General features: G+C 72.8%; 11 protein-coding genes and 2 pseudogenes. 12 read left to right on the plus strand and 1 reads right to left on the minus strand.

Annotation, left to right across the window (positions count from 1 at the left end; translation table 11 throughout):
• Window positions 1-157 precede the first annotated feature (157 nt).
• A complete protein-coding gene (locus tag KME75_RS45770) occupies window positions 158-2,569 on the minus strand; it encodes an Hsp70 family protein (protein WP_219414391.1) in 2,412 nt (803 codons plus the stop codon).
• 178 nt (window positions 2,570-2,747) lie between these two features.
• Here KME75_RS45770 and KME75_RS10450 point away from each other — a divergent pair, with 178 nt between their 5' ends.
• From KME75_RS10450 to KME75_RS43000, 12 genes and pseudogenes are all read left to right on the plus strand, one after another.
• A complete protein-coding gene (locus KME75_RS10450) occupies window positions 2,748-3,386 on the plus strand; it encodes a histidine kinase (protein WP_219414392.1) in 639 nt (212 codons plus the stop codon).
• Window positions 3,377-4,042: a response regulator transcription factor gene (locus KME75_RS10455; RefSeq protein WP_219414393.1), complete on the plus strand. Its 666-nt coding sequence runs from the start codon at window positions 3,377-3,379 to the stop codon at window positions 4,040-4,042. The genes KME75_RS10450 and KME75_RS10455 overlap by 10 nt, the downstream gene beginning before the upstream one ends.
• A 110-nt stretch (window positions 4,043-4,152) precedes the next feature.
• Entirely contained in the window at window positions 4,153-5,490 is a 1,338-nt protein-coding gene (locus KME75_RS10460; RefSeq protein WP_219414394.1) for a sensor histidine kinase, read from the plus strand.
• A complete protein-coding gene (locus KME75_RS45775; RefSeq protein WP_219414395.1) occupies window positions 5,487-8,678 on the plus strand; it encodes a sensor histidine kinase in 3,192 nt (1,063 codons plus the stop codon). Before KME75_RS10460 ends, KME75_RS45775 begins: the two co-directional genes overlap by 4 nt.
• Before the next feature lie 466 nt (window positions 8,679-9,144).
• Window positions 9,145-10,284, plus strand: a complete 1,140-nt coding sequence (locus tag KME75_RS10470; RefSeq protein ID WP_219414396.1) for a DUF222 domain-containing protein — start codon at window positions 9,145-9,147, stop codon at window positions 10,282-10,284.
• A complete protein-coding gene (locus KME75_RS46685; protein ID WP_219414404.1) occupies window positions 10,227-10,445 on the plus strand; it encodes an HNH endonuclease signature motif containing protein in 219 nt (72 codons plus the stop codon). Before KME75_RS10470 ends, KME75_RS46685 begins: the two co-directional genes overlap by 58 nt.
• 162 nt (window positions 10,446-10,607) lie before the next feature.
• Window positions 10,608-11,594 (plus strand): 2,3-diaminopropionate biosynthesis protein SbnA, encoded by a 987-nt coding sequence (gene sbnA / locus KME75_RS10480; RefSeq protein ID WP_219414397.1) that lies wholly within the window; start codon window positions 10,608-10,610, stop codon window positions 11,592-11,594.
• A 13-nt stretch (window positions 11,595-11,607) separates the two neighbouring features.
• The gene (locus tag KME75_RS10485) at window positions 11,608-15,699 is read left to right on the plus strand and encodes a Pls/PosA family non-ribosomal peptide synthetase (protein ID WP_219414398.1); all 4,092 of its coding nucleotides are present in this window, start codon (window positions 11,608-11,610) and stop codon (window positions 15,697-15,699) included.
• Window positions 15,700-15,748: 49 nt separating this feature from the next.
• Window positions 15,749-17,866, plus strand: a pseudogene (locus KME75_RS10490) (non-ribosomal peptide synthetase); the annotation flags it as partial.
• 172 nt (window positions 17,867-18,038) lie between these two features.
• A complete protein-coding gene (locus tag KME75_RS45780) occupies window positions 18,039-18,272 on the plus strand; it encodes an acyl carrier protein (RefSeq protein WP_308282682.1) in 234 nt (77 codons plus the stop codon).
• A 12-nt stretch (window positions 18,273-18,284) separates the two neighbouring features.
• A complete protein-coding gene (locus KME75_RS10495) occupies window positions 18,285-19,286 on the plus strand; it encodes a TauD/TfdA family dioxygenase (protein ID WP_219414399.1) in 1,002 nt (333 codons plus the stop codon).
• Window positions 19,283-19,454 (plus strand): annotated as a pseudogene (locus tag KME75_RS43000) (2,3-diaminopropionate biosynthesis protein SbnB); the annotation flags it as partial. The gene KME75_RS10495 and the pseudogene KME75_RS43000, both read left to right, overlap by 4 nt.

The raw sequence follows: 19,454 nt of genomic DNA on the forward strand, positions 1-19,454 counted from the left end.
CGGCGGTCGTGGCGTTCATCGTCGTCTCCTTCCGGGTCGGCTGATGCGCTGACCGTTGAAGGATCCGCCGGACCACCCGGCTGCGACGATTCCGCTGTCCCTACATCCACCAGGGCGAACCCGCCGATGCAGGTAGGGCCTGCCCCCGCGAACTCTGCTAGCCCGCCAGGTTCAGCACCGTCAGCGTCCCGTCCGCGAGGTTGCTGACGTAACCCAGCGAGCCGTCCGGGAGGACGGCCACCGACGTCGGCGAGTTGCCGGTCGGGATCGTCGCGGTCACGGACATGGTGTCGGCGCTGATCACCGACACGCTGAGGTCGTTGACGTTGGCGGTGTAGGCGAACCGGCCGTCCGCGGCCCAGGTGATGTCCTGCGGGTTCGCGCCGACCGGGATGGTGGCCACGACCTGGTTGGTGTTCGTGTCGATCATCGTGACCGACGCGGCGTCGTAGTTCACGTTCGCGACGAGCGGCCGGGTGGGGTGCACGGCGACGCTGTGCGGGCTCGTCTGCACGGGGATCTCGGCCAGGATCGTGTTGTCGGCGGTGTCGAGCACGGAGATGACGTTCGACTCGTGGTTGGCCATGTAGGCGCGCGTGCCGTCCGGAGTGAACTCGATCCAGTGCGGGTTGGGCGCCACCTGGATCTCGCTCGTGACCTCGTGGGTCGAGGTGTCGATCACCGAGATGCTCCCCGAATCGTGGTTCGGCACGTACAGCTGCCGGCCGTCGTGGGTGACGGCGCCGAGGAACGGCCGGGTGCGCACCGGGATCGTCGCGACGATCGCGTTCGTCGTCGTGTCGATCACGCCGACGGCCGCGATGGTGCGGGCGTCGTTCCAGATGCTGACGTAGATCGTGCGGCCGTCGGGGGAGAACGACAGGAACTGCGGCGGACCGGCCGGGACCGGGATCGTGGCGGTCACCCGGTTCACGGCCGTGTCGACCACGGTCACCACGCCCGCGGTGCGGTTGGCGACGTAGGCCTGGCGGCCGCCGGGCGCCACGACGACGAAGCCCGACGTCGGGTTGACGGGGATGGTCGGACCGATGGACGGGATCGGCACGCTCGCGGCCACCGGGGCCCGCGTCGGCTCGGGCGCGACGGTGGCGGGCGCGGTCGCGACGGGCGTCGTCGCCGACGGTGGCACCGTGACCTGCGCGGCGCCCGACCCGAACTGCTGAAGCGCGACGTAGCCGCCGGTGCCGACCAACGCGAGCAGGACGACCACTGCGGCCGCCGCGGCGAGCACTCGCGATCCGCTCCGCTCAGGGCCACCGCCCGGGGAACCGTCCGGCGGCCCGCCCGGGAGCGCGGCCGGCGGTGGGCCCGGCGCGGCGGCCTGCCCCGCCGGGACGCGAGGGCCGTGCGGGCTGTCAGGAGCGGGCGCGGGCATCTCCGGTCGTCCCGGCGCCGTCCTCCCGGTGTCGCTTCCGTGTGGTGCCGGGCCGGTCGCGACGGGCGTGGGCGTCCACGCGGCTTGTGCAGGTCCGCTGTCGGTCGCAGGGGCTCCGGCCTGGGCGAGGGTGGCCGCGCCGAGCGCGACGGCGTACTTGGGGTGGGCGTCGACCACGGTGGGCCGGCCCAGCTCCTCGGAGATCATCCGCGAGACCAGCGGGATGCGTGAGGAACCCCCGACCAGCAGCACGGCCGAGAGCCGGCCGGGGTCGACCTGGGCGGAGCGCAACGCCCTGGTCAACGTGCCGATCGTCGACTCGATGGGTGCCCGGATCATCTCCTCGAAGTCGCTGCGGGTCAGCCGGACGTCGAAGTGGCGGTGGGGCAGGAACACCGGGATGGTGGTCTCGGTGTCGACCGAGAGCGCCTCCTTGGCCAGCACGCAGTCCTGACGCAGCCGGGCGATCGCGATCGCGGTCTGCGGGTCGCCCATGTCGAGCTCGCTCAGTGCCCCGCCCGCCGAGTAGTTGACGAAGGACAGGATGGCCTCGTCGAAGTCGATGCCCCCGAGCCGCTCGACGCCCTCCGGCTCGCCGAGGATCTCGATCCCGCCCGGGTGCTTGCGCAGCACCGTGGCGTCGAACGTGCCCCCGCCCAGGTCGTACACCGCGATGACCTCGCCGTCGGCGAGCTGCCGGGACGCGGCGTAGTGCGCAGCCGCGGCCTCCGGCTCCGTGACGGTCTGCGCGCCGGTCAGGCCCGCGATCTGCGGGACCTCGTCGAACAGCTCCCGCCGGAACGGCCCCCAGTTCGCCGGGTGGGTGAGCACGACCCGGTCCGGTTTGGCCCCCTCGGTCTCGGTGACCCGCGTGAGGACGTCGTGCAGCTGGCTCCCGAGCAGGGCCGTCACCGTGTACGGCGTGCCGCCGAGCATGACGGGTGTCGGGTCGCCGAGCCGGCGCTTGAACTCCCGGCCGATCCGGTCCGGCCGGGTCACCGCGCGGCGGCCGGCCGCGTCCCCGGAGACGAGCGCACCGTCCTCCCGCAGGTACACCACGGCGGGCGTGACCACGGTGCGGTCGCCGAGGGTGAACATCTCGACGCGCGAGTCGTTCGCGATCGCGGCGGCGACGAACGTCGTGCCGAGGTCCACCCCGAGGTAGTAGCCCACGACGCCTCCTGACCTCGTCTGAGTGACCTCACATCATGCGCCGGTCGGCCCGGGATGTGGGTCGCGAGGAGATGATGCATCGCTCGGCGGCGGATCGGGATGTGTTACGGGGGAGGCCCCCAGCGAAGGTAGGGTTCACCCCATAGTTCGCAGATCCGCGGCGCCGGACGATACGACGATGACGCTCGAGCCCGCGCACTGTGCCGCCCCCCGCGCCGGCCCCGGGCAGGGCACCGACGAGCTGTCCCGCGCTCGCCGCTGGGGACGTGGCCAGTGGCAGCGGCGCCGTCGCCTCGAGCGGCAGCTGCACGACGGGGCCGCGCTGCGGATCTCGGCGCTCGCTCTGCAGCTCGGACTGTTCCGGCACCGCGTGCTCGACGCCGACCCCGACCTGCACGGCGCCATCGACGGCCTGCAGGACGAGTTGCACGCCGTCCTCCAGGAGCTGCGCGACGTGGCGGGCCAGATCTATCCGCCGCTGCTGGACGAGGCCGGGCTCGGCCCGGCACTGGGCGAGGTGGCCGACCGGATCGGCAGCCCGATGCGGGTCCACGCCCCGGCCGACCGGTTCGGCCCGGCCGCGGAGGGCGCCGCCTACTTCGCCCTCGCCGACTGCCTCGCGGCCATCGGTCCCGGGGGGCCTCCCGTCGACGTCGTGGTGCGCCGGGACGGCGAGGTGCTGGTCGTCGACGTCCGCGGGGTGGACGTGCGGCACGCCGAGGCGATGCTCGACCAGCTCTCGTGCCTGGGTGGGACGATCGACGTCACCGGCGGGCCGCACACCGGCACGATCACAGCGAGGATCCCGTGCGAGTAGCACTTGCCGAGGACGGTGCCCTGTTCCGCGAGGGGCTGCTGATGCTGCTGCAGGCGGCCGGCCACGAGGTCGTCGGCAGCACGGCCGACGGGGACGCGCTGGTCGACCTCCTGTCGACGCGGCCGGCCGACGTCGCGATCCTGGACATCCGGATGCCGCCCGAGCCCGACGGCGGGCTGGTCACGGCGGAGCGGCTGCGGGCCCTGCACCCCGGCATGGGGCTGCTGTTCCTGTCGCACTACGCGGAGTCGCACTACCTCATGCGCATCCTGCAGATCGGCACCGAGGCGATCGGCTACCGGCTGAAGGAGAAGGTCGGCAGCGTCGACGTCCTCACCGACACGCTCACGCGGATCGAGTCCGGTGAGATCGTCATCGAGCCGGTGCTGGCAAAGCGCCTGGTGGAGCGGCCCCGCGGCGACAAGAAGGGCGTCATCGCGACGCTGTCGGAGCGCGAGTCGGACGTGCTGCGGCTGATGGCCGAGGGCCGGTCCAACAACGGCATCGCCGCGCAGCTGTTCGTCACGCCCAAGGCCGTCGAGAAGCACATCGCGAGCATCTTCGGGAAGCTGAACCTGCACGCGGACACCGCGGAGCACCACCGGAGGGTCCTCGCGGTGCTGACGTACCTGCGCTCCCAGCGCGACGGCGACTGAGCGGAGCTTGCGGGAGCGAGCCGCGCACGAGGCTTGGCCGCGGCGGGCGCGGCCTCTAGCGTTCCCGCAGGACCCGGATCCGGCCGGGCCACGACGACCGGTGGTGCGTGATGAACCGGACCAGCGTGGCGGGTCTGCTGCGGACACTGCTCGTCGCCTGCGGCGTGGCGGCGGTACTCGTCGTCGTGGTCGACGGCGGTTCCGCGGTGTTCGGGCCGGGGCAGCCGGCCGTGCTGCTGCCGTTCGTGGCCGTCGCCGTCGCCGCGGTTGGGCTCGGCCCCGCCCTGCCCCGGATCGACCGGATCGTCCAGCGGCTGGCCGACCACCGCGTGGTGACGCCGTACTCGGCGCTGGCGGAGGCCGCCGCGCGGATCCGGGCGGGCTCCCTGGAGCAGGCCCTGCCCGGGCTCGCCCAGGTGCTGGCCGACGGCACCGGCGCCACGCGCGCCGCGGTGTGGCTCGCGGTGGGGGACCGCCTCGTCCGAGCCGCGGTGCACCCGCCGGTCGATCCCGCCGGGCCCGCCGAACCCGAGACCGTGCCGAACCTCGCGGTGCTGCTCACCCACCCGGACACCGATCACGTCGTCCCGGTGCTCGAGGGCACGGTGCTGCGCGCCGCGCTCACGATCGGGAAGCGCGGCGCCCCCGTCACGCCGGCCGACCAGCTGCTCGTGGGGGACGTCGCGAACGGCGCCGGGCTGCTGCTGCGCGGCGTCGCGCTGAACGCCGAGCTGGCCGAGCGGGTGCGGCTCGCCGACGACCTCGCCGGCGAGCTGCAGGCCTCCCGGCAGCGGCTCGCCATCGCCCGGGACGTGGAGCGCAGGCGCCTCGCCGGGGAGCTCGCGCACGTCACCGGCGACCGGCTGGCCGTGCTGCGCGCCGAGGTGGCCACGGCGCGGTCCGACCTCGACACCCGCCCGGAGGGCGCCCTGACGGCATTGGCGCGCGCCCGGGTCGGGCTCGACGAGCTGCTCGACCGGTTCCGCACGATCGCGCGCGGGGTGTACCCGGCGGTGCTGCGGGACCAGGGCCCGGTCGGCGCGCTCGACGAGGTGGCCGCGGACCTGCCCCGCCCGGTGCGGCTGACCGGGGGCCTGGACGGCCGGCTGGCGTGGGAGATCGAGTCCGGGCTCTACTACGTGGCTGCCTCGGCGATGCACGAGCTCGCCGGCCGACAGGCGGAGCGTGAGCTGACCGTGCACCTCGCGCGGGCCGACGGCCGGGTGAGCGTGCTGATCGACGACCCGACCCCCACGGTCGGGGTCGATGACCTGCGCGCGGCGCTCGTCGAGGACGCCGAGCGCCTGGCCACCCTCGGCGGGAGCCTGGTCCTGAGGGGCGCCGAGGGCGGCGCCGTGGACACTGCGCTCCAGCTGCACGCCTGGCTGCCCGACCAGCTCGAGCCCCTGGTGCCGAGCACCGTGCGCACGTCGTCGGGCGCGTCGTGAGCAGCGGCGTCGCGGAGGGCGCCGCCGCGGGCCCGGCCGCGCCCACGGGCGCAGTGGTGGCCGGGCGGTGGGATCTTCGGCTCGGGACCGTCGGCTATGCGGTGCTGCTGGCGGCCTGCGCCGCGCTGTCGCTCACATGGCTGACCGTCGGCGCAGTGGTCGCGGTGGCGGCCCACGCCCCCGCCGTCACCGCGTCCCTCGCCGCCGCGGCCGACGGCGGCAGCCGCTGGGCGAGGGGCGTGCTGGACGCGGTGCCGCGCAGCGAGCCGGTCGGCCAGGCGGTCCTCGACTACGGGTTCAGCCTCCTCACCCTCGCCGTCGCGCTCGCGCTGCCGGCCGTCCGGGCGCGGAGTTGGTCGCTGCGGTTGCTGGTGCTCGCCATGATCGGTTCGGCCGGGGCCTTCAACCTGCAGGCCCATGCCGCCGCGGTGGCCGTGCAGTCGGCGACCGGCCTGACGCTCGGTGGGCTGCACCAGGTGCTGCTGCACGGCGTCGCCTGCGCGGCCTACGTCGTCGCGCTGCTGGTGTTCCCGTCGGGCCGCGACATCCGCCCCGACGCCGGGGTCGCCCGGTCCGCCGTGGTCGGGGCCGGCGTCGGCAGCCTGCTGCTGGTGGGGTTCGGCACCGCGCTGCTGCCGCACACCGTGAGCTGCGTGCTCTTCTTCGGGTTCCTTGTCCCCCTCGTGGGACTGACGGCGCTGCCGCGCCGGATCCGCCGCGGCCCCACCGCGGCCGAGCGCACCCGGGCCCGCTTCCTGTTCAGCGTGCTCGTGGCGGCGATCGCGGTCGCGATCGTGCTCGCGCTGATCACGCTGCTGCTGTGGTCGATCGGCTGGACCGGCCTGCTGCTCGTCGACCCGACGGCCCAGGCCGGCCCGGCAGGCCATGCGGAACCGACCGCGCTGCTGTTCTGGTTCGCCCGGCTGGCCTGCGTCGCGATCGCCGCCGGAGCGCTCGTCGCGATGCGCTCCGGCGGGCTGTGGACGGCCGAGCGGCACTTCAGCCGAGGCCTGGTGGCGGCGCTCGTCGCGGCACTGGTCGGCGGCGGCTACATCGTGGTCCGTGCGGTCGTCGAGTTCGCGCTCGGCAGCGACGCACTCGTCGCTGCGGTCCTGGCGACGGTGCTGGCGGCGGCGGTGCTCCTGCCCGTCCACGTGCGCACGGAACAGCTGGTCGACCGGCTGCTCTACGGCACCCGGCCCACCCCGTACAGCGTGCTCGCCCGGATCGCCGCGCTCTCGCGGGCCACCGCCACCGACGCCCCCGACCTGGCCGGGGTCGCCGAGGCCGTCGGCCGCGGGCTGGGCGCCACCACCGCCCGGTTGACGGTGGTGCGGCCCGGCCTGCGCGACCGCACCTATACCTGGAGCGAGCCGGGCGTCCAGGCGCCGGACGCGCTCGTGGAGGTGCCGGTCCGCTACGGCCCGGAGCGGATCGGCACCGTCGCGGTCGACCGCGCCGCGGTGGCCGGCGTGCACGTCCAGCGCCAGCGCCTGCTGGAGGAGATCGCCGACAGCCTGGGCGCCGTGCTCCAGGCCAGCCGGACCGGCATCGAGCTGGAACGCCAGCTGCGGGCCGTGCTGGCCCACGCGAACGCGATCGCGGTGTCCCGCCGCGCGGTCGTCGCCGAGATGGACGGGGAGCGCCGGCGCATCGAGCGGGACCTGCATGACGGCGCCCAGCACCACCTGGTCTCACTGCGGCTGATGCTCGGCCTGGTGGAGCACCAGGTGTCGACGGCCCAGCTCGACCAGGCCGCCGACCGGCTGGACGCGATCGCCGGCCAGATCGACACGACGGAGTCGATGCTGGCCGAGACCGCGGCCGGGGTGTCGTCCCCGCTGCTGACCGAGGCAGGCCTGGTCACGGCGCTGGGCACGGAGCTCGCCTGCGGCCACCCGCCCGTCGAGCTCGAGGCGGGCGACCTGGCCGAGGGCGCCCGGTTCCCGTCCGACGTCGAGGCCGCCGTCTACTTCTGCTGCCTCGAGGCGGTCAACAACGCCCGCAAGCACGCGCCCGGGGCGGCGATCCAGGTGCGTCTCGTGGCAGGCGACGGCAGGCTGCACTTCACCGTGCACGACGAGGGCCCGGGCTGGGGCCAGGCGGCCTCCTCCGCGACTGCCGGTCGTGGCCTCCGCAACGTGACGGCGCGGATGGCCGCGGTCGGTGGCCGGATCGAGATCCGCTCCGCGCGGGGCGCGGGCACCACCGTGCAGGGCTGGGCCCCGCTGCCGGAGCCCGAGCCGACCCGGGCCCCGGCGGTCGCGTCGACCGCCCTGCTCGACCGGGTGCGCAGCACCGTCGGCACCGCCCGCGAGCTCTACCACGGGACGGCATCGGCCGGGGTGGTGCGCGGCATCGCGGAGCGGCTCGACGGACCGTTGCGGGTGGCGGTGCTCGGTGCCGCGGGGTCGGGCGCCTCGACGCTGGTGGAAGCGCTCACCGCCGACGGGCCCGCGGCGTCGACCGCCGTGTTCGAGCTCGGCACGCCGGCCACCCCGGCCGCCGACGCCCTCGTGCTGCTGATGCGCCCCGGCCACCCCGGCGATGCGGCGGTGTTCTCCGCCCTGCTCGACGGGCCTTCCCCCCATCGTCCGGCGCGCGCGATCGGCGTGCTGGCCTTCCACGCCGAGCCTGCCGGTGATCTCGGGGCCGCGGAGTACGGGGCGCGGCCCGAGGTCCGCCGCCTCTGCCATGTCGTGGTGCCGATGTCCGGGCTGCGCGAGATCATCGAGGCGGCGTTCCTCCGGCGAGCCGACGCCCTGAAGGCCCGTTCGGCGCTGCTCGCGCTGGAGGCGCTCGTCCGTGCCCACCCGCCGGGAGGCGACGACGCCGGTCTGCGCTACCAGCTCGACCGGATCCGGGGCGGCACCCACGAGCTCACCGAGATCGACCTGGTCGACGCGCTGCGGGCCGACGAGCTGGAGCTGCCCGACGCGGATCGGCGACCGGCCGAGCGGCTGCTGGGGGCCGACGGGACGCAGGCCCGGGTTCGTCTCGCGCTCGCCCCCGACGCGGGGCAGGAGGAGGTCGCCCGCGCGGCCGCCGAGGAGCTGGCCCGCTGGCAGCGGCGGGCGGCGCACCCGATGTCGACGAACGACGTCCGGGTCGTGGCCGGGGCGCTGGTGCAGACGTGCGAACAGCTGCTCGCCGGGGTCGGCCTGAACGACGGCACACACCGTCTGTAGGCGGCACACAGGGTCGGCGGTGTGTGCCGACGCCAGTCGGTGTGTGCGGGCTTCAGCCGGTGTGGGTGCGGGCTTCAGCCGGTGTGTGCGGCCAGGTCCGGTTGGGCTGGGGGCTGGGTTGGGTCAACAGCGAATGGTGTGGCTGGGTTGGCAGCCGTACCCGACTTGGGGGCACCGCGGATCCGACGAGAGTCACTGCAAAGTAGCGGCTCAACTGGCTGTGGTCCTGTTTCAAGCAACCACAGGATAGTCCCTTATGGGACCGGGCAGGAGGATCATGTGCCTGGGCCCGGGAGGCATGACGAGTATCTCGCAAGGCGGCCACGTCATCAGTAGTTTGCCCAAACCGACCGAAGACTTGCTCGCGCAAACAATGATAGTCTCCATGATCCATTCACTATTGCAAATCTCGCATTCACTCGAATAGACCCGTTGCTCGAAAACATGTTCGAGTAAACTCGGGGGCATGTCCGACAGCCCGGCCGCCACCGCGTACCGCCACCTGCAGGCGGCGGTCGACGAACTGTGTGCGGCCGCGGAATCGTCGATGGCCACCGATGGCGAGTTGTTGTCGGTGCTCACGCTCGCTGAGGGTCTTTCCCGACGACTGGATCATCTGGCCGTCTCGACCGTGGCGACGTTGCAGCGGCGGGGGACGTTCGCCGAGCGCGGCTACAAGAAGCCCGAAGGTGCGCTGGCCGACCTGCTGGGCTGGGAGTGGTTCGAGGCCCGCCGCCGCGTGACGGCCGCCGAACACACCTGTGAGCGGGTCGAGCTGGACGGCACCGTGCTCGAGGCGAAGCTTCCCGCCATCGGGAAGGCGTTCGCGGCCGGGCAGGCGAGCCTGCGCCACGTCGACGTGATCATCACCCTGCTCGCCACCCCCGCCGCCGGCCGACTCAGCGAGGACCAGCGGGCCGGCGTCGAGGAAGAACTCGCCGCCCGCGCCGCCGACTACACCCCCGCCCAACTGCGCACCTACGGCAAGGACCTGATCGACCGACTCGACCAGGACGGCCCCGAACCCGACGACCGCCCGCACGTGCCGGTCAACACCCTGCAGGTCCGGCGGTTCCGCGACCGACCCGGCGGCGAACTCAAAGGCGTGTTCGAGGACGCGGCCATGTTCGACACCATCGCCACCCTCCTCGACGCGAAATCCAAGCCCCTCGACAAGGACGACCGCCGGGGTGCGGAGCGGCGGCAGGCCGACGCACTCGCGGACATCTGCGGCTACGTCCTCGACCACGGCGACGTCCCCGACACCGGTGGCCGTCGGCCGCACCTCAACGTGCTCATCCGCCTCGAGGACCTCGAAGACCGCGCCCGGTCGGCGATGCTCGACTTCGGCGGCACCCTCACCCCCGAATCGCTGCGGATGCTCGCCTGCGACGCCGGCGTGATCCCGATCGTGCTGAACGGCGCCGGGCAGCCGCTCGACGTGGGACGGTCCACCCGCACCATTCCGGACGGACTCCGGCGGGCAGTGACCGCCCGGGACCGGGGATGCGCGCACCCGGGCTGTGACCGAACCCGTCATGGTGCGAAATTCACCACGTCCTCGAATGGGAGCACGACGGGCACACCGAGCTGGACAACCTGGTGATGTTGTGCAGAATGCACCACCGGTTGATCCATCATTCCGGGTGGATCGTGCGGATCGCGGACGGACGGCCGGAGTTCATCCCACCGAAGTGGATCGACCCGGAGCAGACACCCCGTCGGAATCCACGCCCCGGGCCCGGCGCCGAGGGGCGAACCCGGTAGGGGAAACCCGACGTGCCCGCGGGGGAGAACGCCCTCGGATGCGGGTGTTCTCCGCTCCCGTCCGGGTGTGCACACCATCGTTCCGCGCCATGTCCCGCCGCACTCTCTAAGCAATCGAACGGGAGGGCGGCAGCCGGGTCTGCTGCTGATGAGGGAGTCATCATGCCGGTGATCTCGGTCCCCCAGGACTTCAACGAGGACGATCTCTACGTCGACCTGTTGCCGATCTTCGGGCACCCGCTGTTCCTGAAGTGCGAGGGCTTCAACTTCGCGGGCTCCGTCAAGCTGAAGGCCGCGTCCGAGATGGTCGAGGCCGCCGAGCGCGACGGTCTCCTGCGGCCGGGCTCGATCCTGGTCGAGTCCTCGTCGGGGAACCTGGGCGTGGCGCTGAGCATGATCGCGGCGAGCAAGGGCTACGGCTTCCTGTGCGTCACCGACCCCCGCTGCAACCTCGCGACCCGGCGGCTCATGGAGGCGCTCGGCAGCACGGTGCACACGGTGACCGAGCCCGACCCGGTCGGCGGCTTCCTCGCCGCGCGGATCGAGTACGTGCGTGCGCTGTCTGCCTCCGACGACCGGTACGTGTGGCTCAACCAGTACTCCAACCCGGGCAACTGGAAGGCGCACTACGGCACGACGGCGCCGGCCATCGCGCGCCAGTTCCCCGGGCTGGACGTGCTGTTCGTCGGGGCCGGCACCACCGGCACCCTGATGGGCTGCGCCCGCTACTTCCGCGAGTGGCACCCGTCGGTGCGGATCGTCGCCGTCGACACCGTCGGCTCGGTGAGCTTCGGCGGCCCGCCGGCGCGCCGGATGATCCCCGGGCTGGGCATGAACGTCCGCCCGCCGCTGCTGGACGAGTCCTACGTCGACGAGGTGGTGCGCGTCGAGGAGCCGGACACCATCCGGACCTGCCACCGCATGGCCCGGCGCGGGTTCCTGTTCGGCGGCTCCACGGGCACGGTCGTCAGCGGCGCGATGAGCTGGCTGGCCCGGCACGACTCCCGCGACCTCACCACGGTGGCCATCGCCCCCGACCTCGGCGAGCGCTACCTCGACACCGTCTATCAGACCAACTGGCTGCACGACCTCTACGGCGAGGACGTGCTCGGCTCGGACGAGCTGAGCGATGTCCCCCGGGCAGCCTGAACGGGAGTACGTGATGAGCACCCTGCAGCTCGACGCACCGCCCGTGCCGCTCTCCGAGCTGGTCCTCGTCGACCAGCACGAGGCTCAGGGCCGGCGGGTGCGCCAGGACGAGCGCCTGGACCACCTGTTCGAGGAGAGCTGTGACTGGGTTCGGACCTATGGCCGCGCCGGCCAGCTCGCGGTGGACTCCGACGAGCTGTCGCTGACCTACGACGAGCTGGACGCCCGGGCCAACCGGCTGGCCCGCTACCTGCGCCTGCACGGCGCGGGCGCAGGCGACCGGATCGCTCTGCTGTTCGAACGCCCCACCGACTCCTACGTGGCGATGCTGGCCGTGCTGAAGATCGGCGCCGCGTACGTGCCGCTGGACGTCAGCTTCGCGCCGGACCGGATGGCCTACATCGTCGAGGACGCCCGGGTGCGCACGGTGCTGTCGATGTCGCCGGTGGCCGACCGGGTCGGGCGGATCGACCTGCTCACCGCGGCCGGCGCCGAGCTGGTGTTCCTCGACCAGGCGGCTCCGCTGATCGACGAGCAGAACTCGCGCCGGCTCATCGACGCCGAGCGGGGGGTCCTGGACGACCAGCTCGCCTTCCTCATCTACCCGGCCGTCGCCGACGGGCGGCCCCACGGGGTGGCCGTCGACCACGCCAGCATCTGCAACTTCGTCAAGGTCGCCGCCGAGGTGTACGGGATCCGGCCGCGGGACCGCGTCTACCAGGCGCTGTCGATCGCGTTCGACTTCTCCGTCGAGGAGATCTGGGTTCCGTGGGTCCGCGGCGCCACCCTGGTGCCCAAGCCCGCCGGGGCGGGCCTGCAGGGCCGGGACCTGCACGCGTTCCTCACCAGCCGACGGGTCTCGGCCATGTGCTGCGTGCCGAGCGTGCTGGCCACCCTCGAGGACGACCTGCCCGGCCTGCGGTTCCTGCTGGTGGCCGGCCAGGCCTGCCCCCCGGAGCTGGTCGCCCGCTGGCACCGGCCCGGCCGCCGGTTCCTGGGCGTCTACGGCCCCACCGAGGCCACGGTCACCGCCGCCTGGACCGAGCTGCGCCCGGACAAGCCGCCGACCGTCGGCGTGCCGCTGCCCACCTACAGCACCGTCATCCTCGACGTCGACGACCCGTACCGCGCGCTGCCGCACGGCGAGATCGGCGAGATCGGGATCGCGGGAATCGGGCTGTCCTGCGGCTACCTCAACCGCGCCGACCTCACCGAGAAGGCGTTCATCCCGGACTTCCTGGGCATCCCGGCGAACCCGTCCGGGCGGATCTACCGCACCGGCGACCTCGGCCGGGTCAACGGCGCCGGGGAGATCGAGCACCACGGGCGGATCGACCTGCAGGACCCGATGCGCGGCTACCGGGTCGAGCTGGCCGAGATCGAGTCGCTGCTGCTGCGGGTGCCCGAGATCGCCCAGGCCATCGTCGCCGCGCCCGCCCCCGCCGCGTACGCCGACCCGACCACCGGCGCCGAGCAGGCGCTCGCCGAGGTGCTCGCCGACGTCCTGAAGATCGAGCGGGTCTCGGTCGGCAGCCACTTCTTCGCTGATCTGGGCGCCGACTCGATGATCATGGCGCAGTTCTGCGCGCGGGTGCGGAAGCGGGCGGACCTGCCGTCCGTGTCGATGAAGGACATCTACCGCAACCCGACGATCAGGGGGCTCGCGACGGCGCTCGCGGAGCCCGCGCCCGCCCTGCTGGAGCAGAACCTCGCCGAGGTGCTCGCCGACATCATGCGCACCGAGCAGGTGGCGGCCGGCAGCCACTTCTTCGAAGACCTCGGTGCCGACTCGATGGTGATGGCGCAGTTCTGTGCGCGGGTGCGGAAGCGGGCGGACCTGCCGTCGGTGTCGATGAAGGACATCTACCGCAACCCGACGATCAAGGGCCTGGCGACGGCGCTCGGCGAGCCCGCGCCCGCGCCCGTCGCGCCGGCGCCTGCGCCCGCGCCGTCGGTGGAGACGACGCCCCCGGTCGGCACGCCGCGCTACGTCCTGTGCGGTGCGTTGCAGCTCCTGGCGCTGCTCGGGTACCCCGCCCTCACTGCGCTCGTCGCCGTCCGCGGCATCGAGTGGATCGTCGCCGGCACGGGTGCGCTCGAGGTCTACCTGCGGTCGGTGCTGTTCGCCGGCGCGAGTTTCCTGGGCCTCTGCCTCCTACCTGTCCTGGCGAAGTGGCTGCTCGTCGGCCGGTGGAAGCCCCGGCAGATCCGCGTCTGGAGCATGACCTACCTGCGCTTCTGGTTCGTCAAGTTCCTCATCCGGACGAGCCCGCTCGTGCTGTTCGTCGGTTCACCGCTCTACCTGCTCTACCTCAGGGCGCTCGGGGCGAAGGTCGGGCGTGGGGCCGCCGTCTTCTCCCCGCACGTGCCCGTGTGCACCGACCTGTTGACCATCGGCGAGGGCACGGTCATCCGCAAGGACTCGTTCTTCTCCGGCTACCGCGCACACGACGGTCTGATCCAGACGGGCGCCGTCACCCTCGGCCGGAACGTGGTCGTCGGCGAGGCGACGGTGCTCGACATCGGGACCTCGGTTGGCGACGACGCCCAGCTCGGCCACAGCTCCTCGCTGCACGCGGGACAGGCCGTCCCCGCCGGCGAGTGCTGGCACGGCTCACCCGCGCAGCGGACCGAGGTGAACTACCGGACCGTCGAGCCCGCCCGCTGCGGCGCGCTGCGGAAGGTCGCCTACTCCGCCGTCCAGCTGCTGAACGTGCTGCTGTACCTGCCGCTGGTGCTCGGCAGCGCGATCCTCCTGCTCGCTCGGGTCCCCCAGGTCCCGGAGCTGATCGGGCCCGGGCCGCTGGCCTTCACGGACTGGCGGTTCTACCTCCAGGCCGTGGCGGTCTCCTACTGGCTCTTCCTCGGCTCGCTGCTCGTCGGTCTCCTCGTCGTGGTCACGGTTCCGCGCGCGCTCGCCCTGCTCGTGCGGCCGGACACGGTCCATCCGCTGTACGGCATCGGCTACTGGGCCCACCGGGCGATCGGACGCATGACGAACGTCAAGTTCTTCACGGAACTGTTCGGCGACAGCTCCTACATCGTCGGGTTCCTGCGCAGCATCGGATACCGGCTCTCCCCGGTCGAGCAGACCGGGTCGAACTTCGGGATGGCGGTGAAGCACGACAACCCGTTCCTGAGCTCGGTCGGTACGGGAACCGTGGTCGCCGACGGGCTGTCGTTCGTCAACGCGGACTTTTCCAACACATCGTTCCAGGTGTCCCGGGTGTCGATCGGCCGGCGCAACTTCCTCGGCAACAACATCGCCTATCCCGCGGGCGGCCGGACCGGCGACAACTGCCTGCTCGCCACGAAGGTCATGGTTCCGCTCGACGGCGAGATCCGGGAGGGCGTCGGACTGCTGGGCTCGCCCTGCTTCGAGATCCCGCGAACGGTCGAGCGTGACAACAGTTTCGAGCTGGACGACCCGGCCGAGCTGCGCCGCCGCCTCGGGGACAAGAACGCGCACAACGTGGCCACCATCGCGCTGCGGCTGCTGACGCGGTGGGTCTACACGCTCGGTCTCACCGTGCTCGCCATGGTCGCCGGCGACCTGTACCACGCGTGGGGCGCGGCGGTGATCATCCTGGCAGGCGGCCTGCTCCCGCTGGTCAGCGTCGGGTACTTCGTGCTGGTCGAGCGGGCCGTCACCGGCCTCAAGGCCCTGGTGCCGCAGGGCTGCTCGATCTACGACCGCGCCTTCTGGCGGCACGAGCGCTACTGGAAGGTGCCGTTCACCCAGTACATGCAGGCCTTCAACGGCACCCCGATCAAGAACGTGATCTGGCGGCTGCTCGGTGTGCGGATCGGGCGTCGGGTCTTCGACGACGGGGCCTTCGTCACCGAGAAGTCGTTCATCACGATCGGTGCGGGTTGCACGCTCAACGCGGGCACGGTCCTCCAGGCGCATTCGCAGGAGGACGGCGCGTTCAAGTCCAATCTCATCACGATCGGTGCGGGCTGCACGATCGGTGTCAACGCCTTCGTCCACTACGGCGTGACGATCGGCGACGGCGCGGTGCTCGCGCCCGATTCCTTCCTCATGAAGGGCGAGGAAGTCCCGCCGGGCGAGCGGTGGGGCGGAAACCCCGCCCGGGAGATGTGACATGACCACGACCGACGACGTCATTGCGACGAGCGAAAAGGACATTCAGATGGACGTTCCGACGATTGCCGATCGCGAGTTCTGGCGCGACACGCTCGTCGCCGGCGGCGGCACCGCGATTCCCCGGTGGGCGGCTGCCCCGGTGCCGGGTGTGGAGGTGCACGATGCGCCGATCCCCGCCGGCGACGTGGCCGAGCTGCGTCGGTGGGCGGGCGAGGGGGTGCCGCTGAGCGCGGTGCTGCTGGCCGCGCACCTGAAGGTGCTCGCCGCGGTGACGGGGGAGCGCGAGGTCGTCGTCGGCCTCCACGTGGCGGACGCGGGTCCGTTGCCGTGCCGGCTGACGGTGGCGGGCGGCTCGTGGCGGGCCCTGGTGCTGGCCGCTGCCCGGATCGAGGCCGGGGTGCTGGCGCACCGGGCCGTCGCCGTCGAGGAGCTGCGGCGGGAGCTGGGCGTGCCCGGGCCGTCGTACGAGAGCGTGCTCGACCCGACCGGGGAGGAGGGCGGCGACCTCGCCGCGGGCGTCGTGCTGCGGGTGGGCGTCGTCGGGGACGGCGGGCGGCTCACGCTCCGGCTGTGGTACCGCACCGACGCGCTCGACGCGGTCGCCGCGGCCCGGATCGCCGGCTACCACCTCGCCGCGCTCGCGCTGATCGCGGCCGATCCGGACGCCGAGCACGGGCGGCAGAGCCTGCTGTCGGCCGAGGAGCTCCGCTTCCAGCTCGACGGGCTCGCCGGTCCGTGCCGGGAGCTGCCCGACCGCCGGTTCCACGAGCTGTTCGAGGACCAGGTGCGGGCGCACCCGGACGCGGTCGCCGCTGTGCACGGGGACCGCGAGTGGACGTACCGCGAGCTCAACTCCCGGGCGAACCGCCTGGCGCGGGCGCTGCTCACGCGGGGGCTGGACCGCGAGGGCGTGGTCGCGGTCGTGGCCGAGCGGAACCTGGACTGGATGGCGGCCGTCATCGCGGTCTTCAAGGCCGGTGGCGTCTACCTGCCGATCGAGCCGCACTTCCCCGCCCACCGGATCGCCACCACGCTCGGCCGGGCCGGGTGCCGGCTGGTGCTGACCGAGACCGGCAGCACCGCCACGCTCGACGCGGCCCTCGATGCGCTGCCCGCGGTACAGAAGCTCGACGTGGACACCGCCTACGCCGAGGGCCACGCGGACGGCGACCCGGGCGTCGCGGTGGCGGGGGACCAGCTGGCCTACATCTACTTCACCTCCGGCTCCACCGGCGAGCCGAAGGGGGCGATGTGCGAGCACGCGGGCATGCTCAACCACCTCTACGCCAAGATCGATGACCTGCGGATCGGCGAGGGCGCGGTCGTCGCGCAGACCGCGCCGCAGTGCTTCGACATCTCGCTGTGGCAGCTCGTGTCGGCGCTGTTGGTCGGCGGTCGGACCGTGCTGGTCGAGCAGAGCACGATCCTGGACGTCGAGCGGTTCGTCGACACGATCGCCGAGAAGCGGGTCGCGGTGCTGCAGGTCGTGCCGTCCTACCTCGAGGTCGTGCTGTCGTACCTGGAGCAGCACCCGCGGGCGCTGCCGGACCTGCGGTACGTCTCGGCCACCGGCGAGGCGCTGAAGCGGGAGCTCATCCAGCGCTGGTTCGCGACCGCGCCCGGTGTTCCGCTGGTCAACGCCTACGGGCTGACCGAGACCTCCGACGACACCAACCACGAGGTCATGCACCGGGCGCCCGAGGGTGATCGGGTGCCGCTGGGACCGCCCATCCCGAACGTGCACGTGTACGTGGTCGACGAGCACCTGTCGCCGGTCCCGCTGGGCGCCCCCGGCCTGATCGCCTTCTCCGGGGTCTGCGTCGGCCGCGGATACGTCAACGACCCCGACCGGACTCGGGAGGCCTACCTGGCCGACCCGCACCGCGAGGGCGAGCGGCTCTACCTCGGCGGCGACTACGGCCGCTGGCGGCCCGACGGCAAGCTGGAGTTCCTCGGCCGCCGCGACAACCAGGTCAAGGTGTCCGGTTTCCGCATCGAGATCGGCGAGATCGAGAACACCCTGCTGCGGGTGCCCGGGGTCCGCGACGGCGCGGTGGTGGTGGCCGGGACCGACCAGGGCGCGCACCTGGTGGCCTTCTACTCCGCGCCCCGCCCGCTCGAGACCGAAGTGCTGCGGGACCGGCTGGTGGCGGCGCTGCCCGCTTACATGGTCCCGGCCGCGTTCCACCGGCGGGAGAGCCTGCCGCTGACCGCCAACGGCAAGATCGACAAGAAGGCGCTCACCGGGCTCGCCGCCGAGCTCGCGGTCGTCGAGGACGACCACCAGGCGCCGGCCACGCCGACCGAGCGGCGGCTGGCGGCGGCGTGGGCGGGCGGTGCTGGGCGTCCCGCAGGACCAGATCGGCCGCTCGGACCACTTCTTCGACCGCGGCGGCACCTCGCTGTCCGCCGTGAAGCTCGCGATCGCTCTCAAGCGCGCTGTGTCGCTCCCCGATCTCACCGGCCACCCCGTCCTCGCCGACCTGGCCGCACTCCTCGACAGCAGGGGCGAGCTGCCCCCTGCTGACCTGTCCTCCGTCGGCGGCACCTGCGGTGTCGCGCGTCCCTGAAAGGAGTCCGACATGTCCTTCTCCTACCCCTCCCAGCCCTTCCAGGTGGATCGGCGGCCCGGCACGCCCGCGGTCCTGCGGGTGCAGGCTCCCGGCGACCCGGCGAACTGGGCGGCCCAGCACCGCGACGCGCTGCGCAGCGTGGTCGCCGAGCACGGTGCGGTCCTCGTGCGCGGCCTCGGGCTGCGTGATGCAGCCGAGGTCGGCGCGGTCTTCCGGCGGCTGGCGAGCGGCCTGATGGCCGAGCGGGAGGCGTTCGCCTCGCGGGAGAGGTACGCCGACGGCGTCTACTCCTCCTCGGCGTGGCCGGCGAACCAGCCGATGTGCATGCACCACGAGCTGAGCTACGCGTTGGAGTTCCCCAGCCTGATGTTGTTCGCGTGCCTGCGTGCGCCGGATGCCGGTGGGGCGACCGGCGTGGCGGATGCGTCGGCGGTGCTCGAGGCGTTGCCCTCGGGCCTGGTGCACCGGTTCGAGCGGGAGGGGTGGCTGCTGGTGCGCAACTACAACGACGAGATCGGGGCGTCGTTCGCGGAGGCGTTCGGCACCGACGACCGCGCCGCCATCGATCGCTACTGCCGCGCCAACGCGATCGCCTTTGAGTGGCAGTCCGACGGGGGGTTGCGCACGTGGCAGCGCCGCCGGGCGGTCCTGCCCCACGCGGCGTCGGGCCGGCGGTGCTGGTTCAACCAGGTCGCCTTCCTCAACGAGTGGACGATCGATCCCGAGGTGCGCGAGTTCCTGGTGGACATGTACGGCGCGGACGGGCTGCCGTTCACCACGCGGTTCGGGGGCGGTGAGCCGATCAGCGCCGACATCGTGCAGCTGCTCAACGGGGTGTACGAGCAGCACACGGTGCGGGAGCCGTGGCAGGCCGGGGACCTGATGCTGGTGGACAACGTCCGCACGGCGCACAGCCGGGAGGCCTACACAGGCGCGCGCGAGGTGCTCGTCGGGATGGCCGACGCGGTGCGCCTGGCCGACTGCGCGCCGACCGTCGAGGTGGCCCGATGACCGCCGACCGGTCTGCAGACCCCGTCAGCGTGCCCCCGTTCGCGGTGATCCCCGGTGCGCAGGTGCAGAAGGCGCTGCGGGGGCGGGAGAAGCAGGTCGTCGAGCTGGTGGAGGCGACCTACCGGTTGCACGGTGCCGGGGATTCGGTGAACCCGCCGTCGTATTTCC

It is taken from the genome of Pseudonocardia nigra (assembly GCF_019396355.1).
Taxonomy (GTDB): Bacteria; Actinomycetota; Actinomycetes; order Mycobacteriales; family Pseudonocardiaceae; genus Pseudonocardia; species Pseudonocardia nigra.

Excerpts from the sequence above, each read along its gene's own strand:
- KME75_RS10470 (WP_219414396.1), top strand. The coding sequence starts at position 9,145 with ATGTCCGACAGCCCGGCCGCCACCGCGTACCGCCACCTGCAGGCGGCG.
- KME75_RS10460 (WP_219414394.1), top strand. The coding sequence starts at position 4,153 with ATGAACCGGACCAGCGTGGCGGGTCTGCTGCGGACACTGCTCGTCGCC.
- sbnA (WP_219414397.1), top strand. The coding sequence starts at position 10,608 with ATGCCGGTGATCTCGGTCCCCCAGGACTTCAACGAGGACGATCTCTAC.
- KME75_RS10450 (WP_219414392.1), top strand. The coding sequence starts at position 2,748 with ATGACGCTCGAGCCCGCGCACTGTGCCGCCCCCCGCGCCGGCCCCGGG.
- KME75_RS10485 (WP_219414398.1), top strand. The coding sequence starts at position 11,608 with ATGAGCACCCTGCAGCTCGACGCACCGCCCGTGCCGCTCTCCGAGCTG.
- KME75_RS10495 (WP_219414399.1), top strand. The coding sequence starts at position 18,285 with ATGTCCTTCTCCTACCCCTCCCAGCCCTTCCAGGTGGATCGGCGGCCC.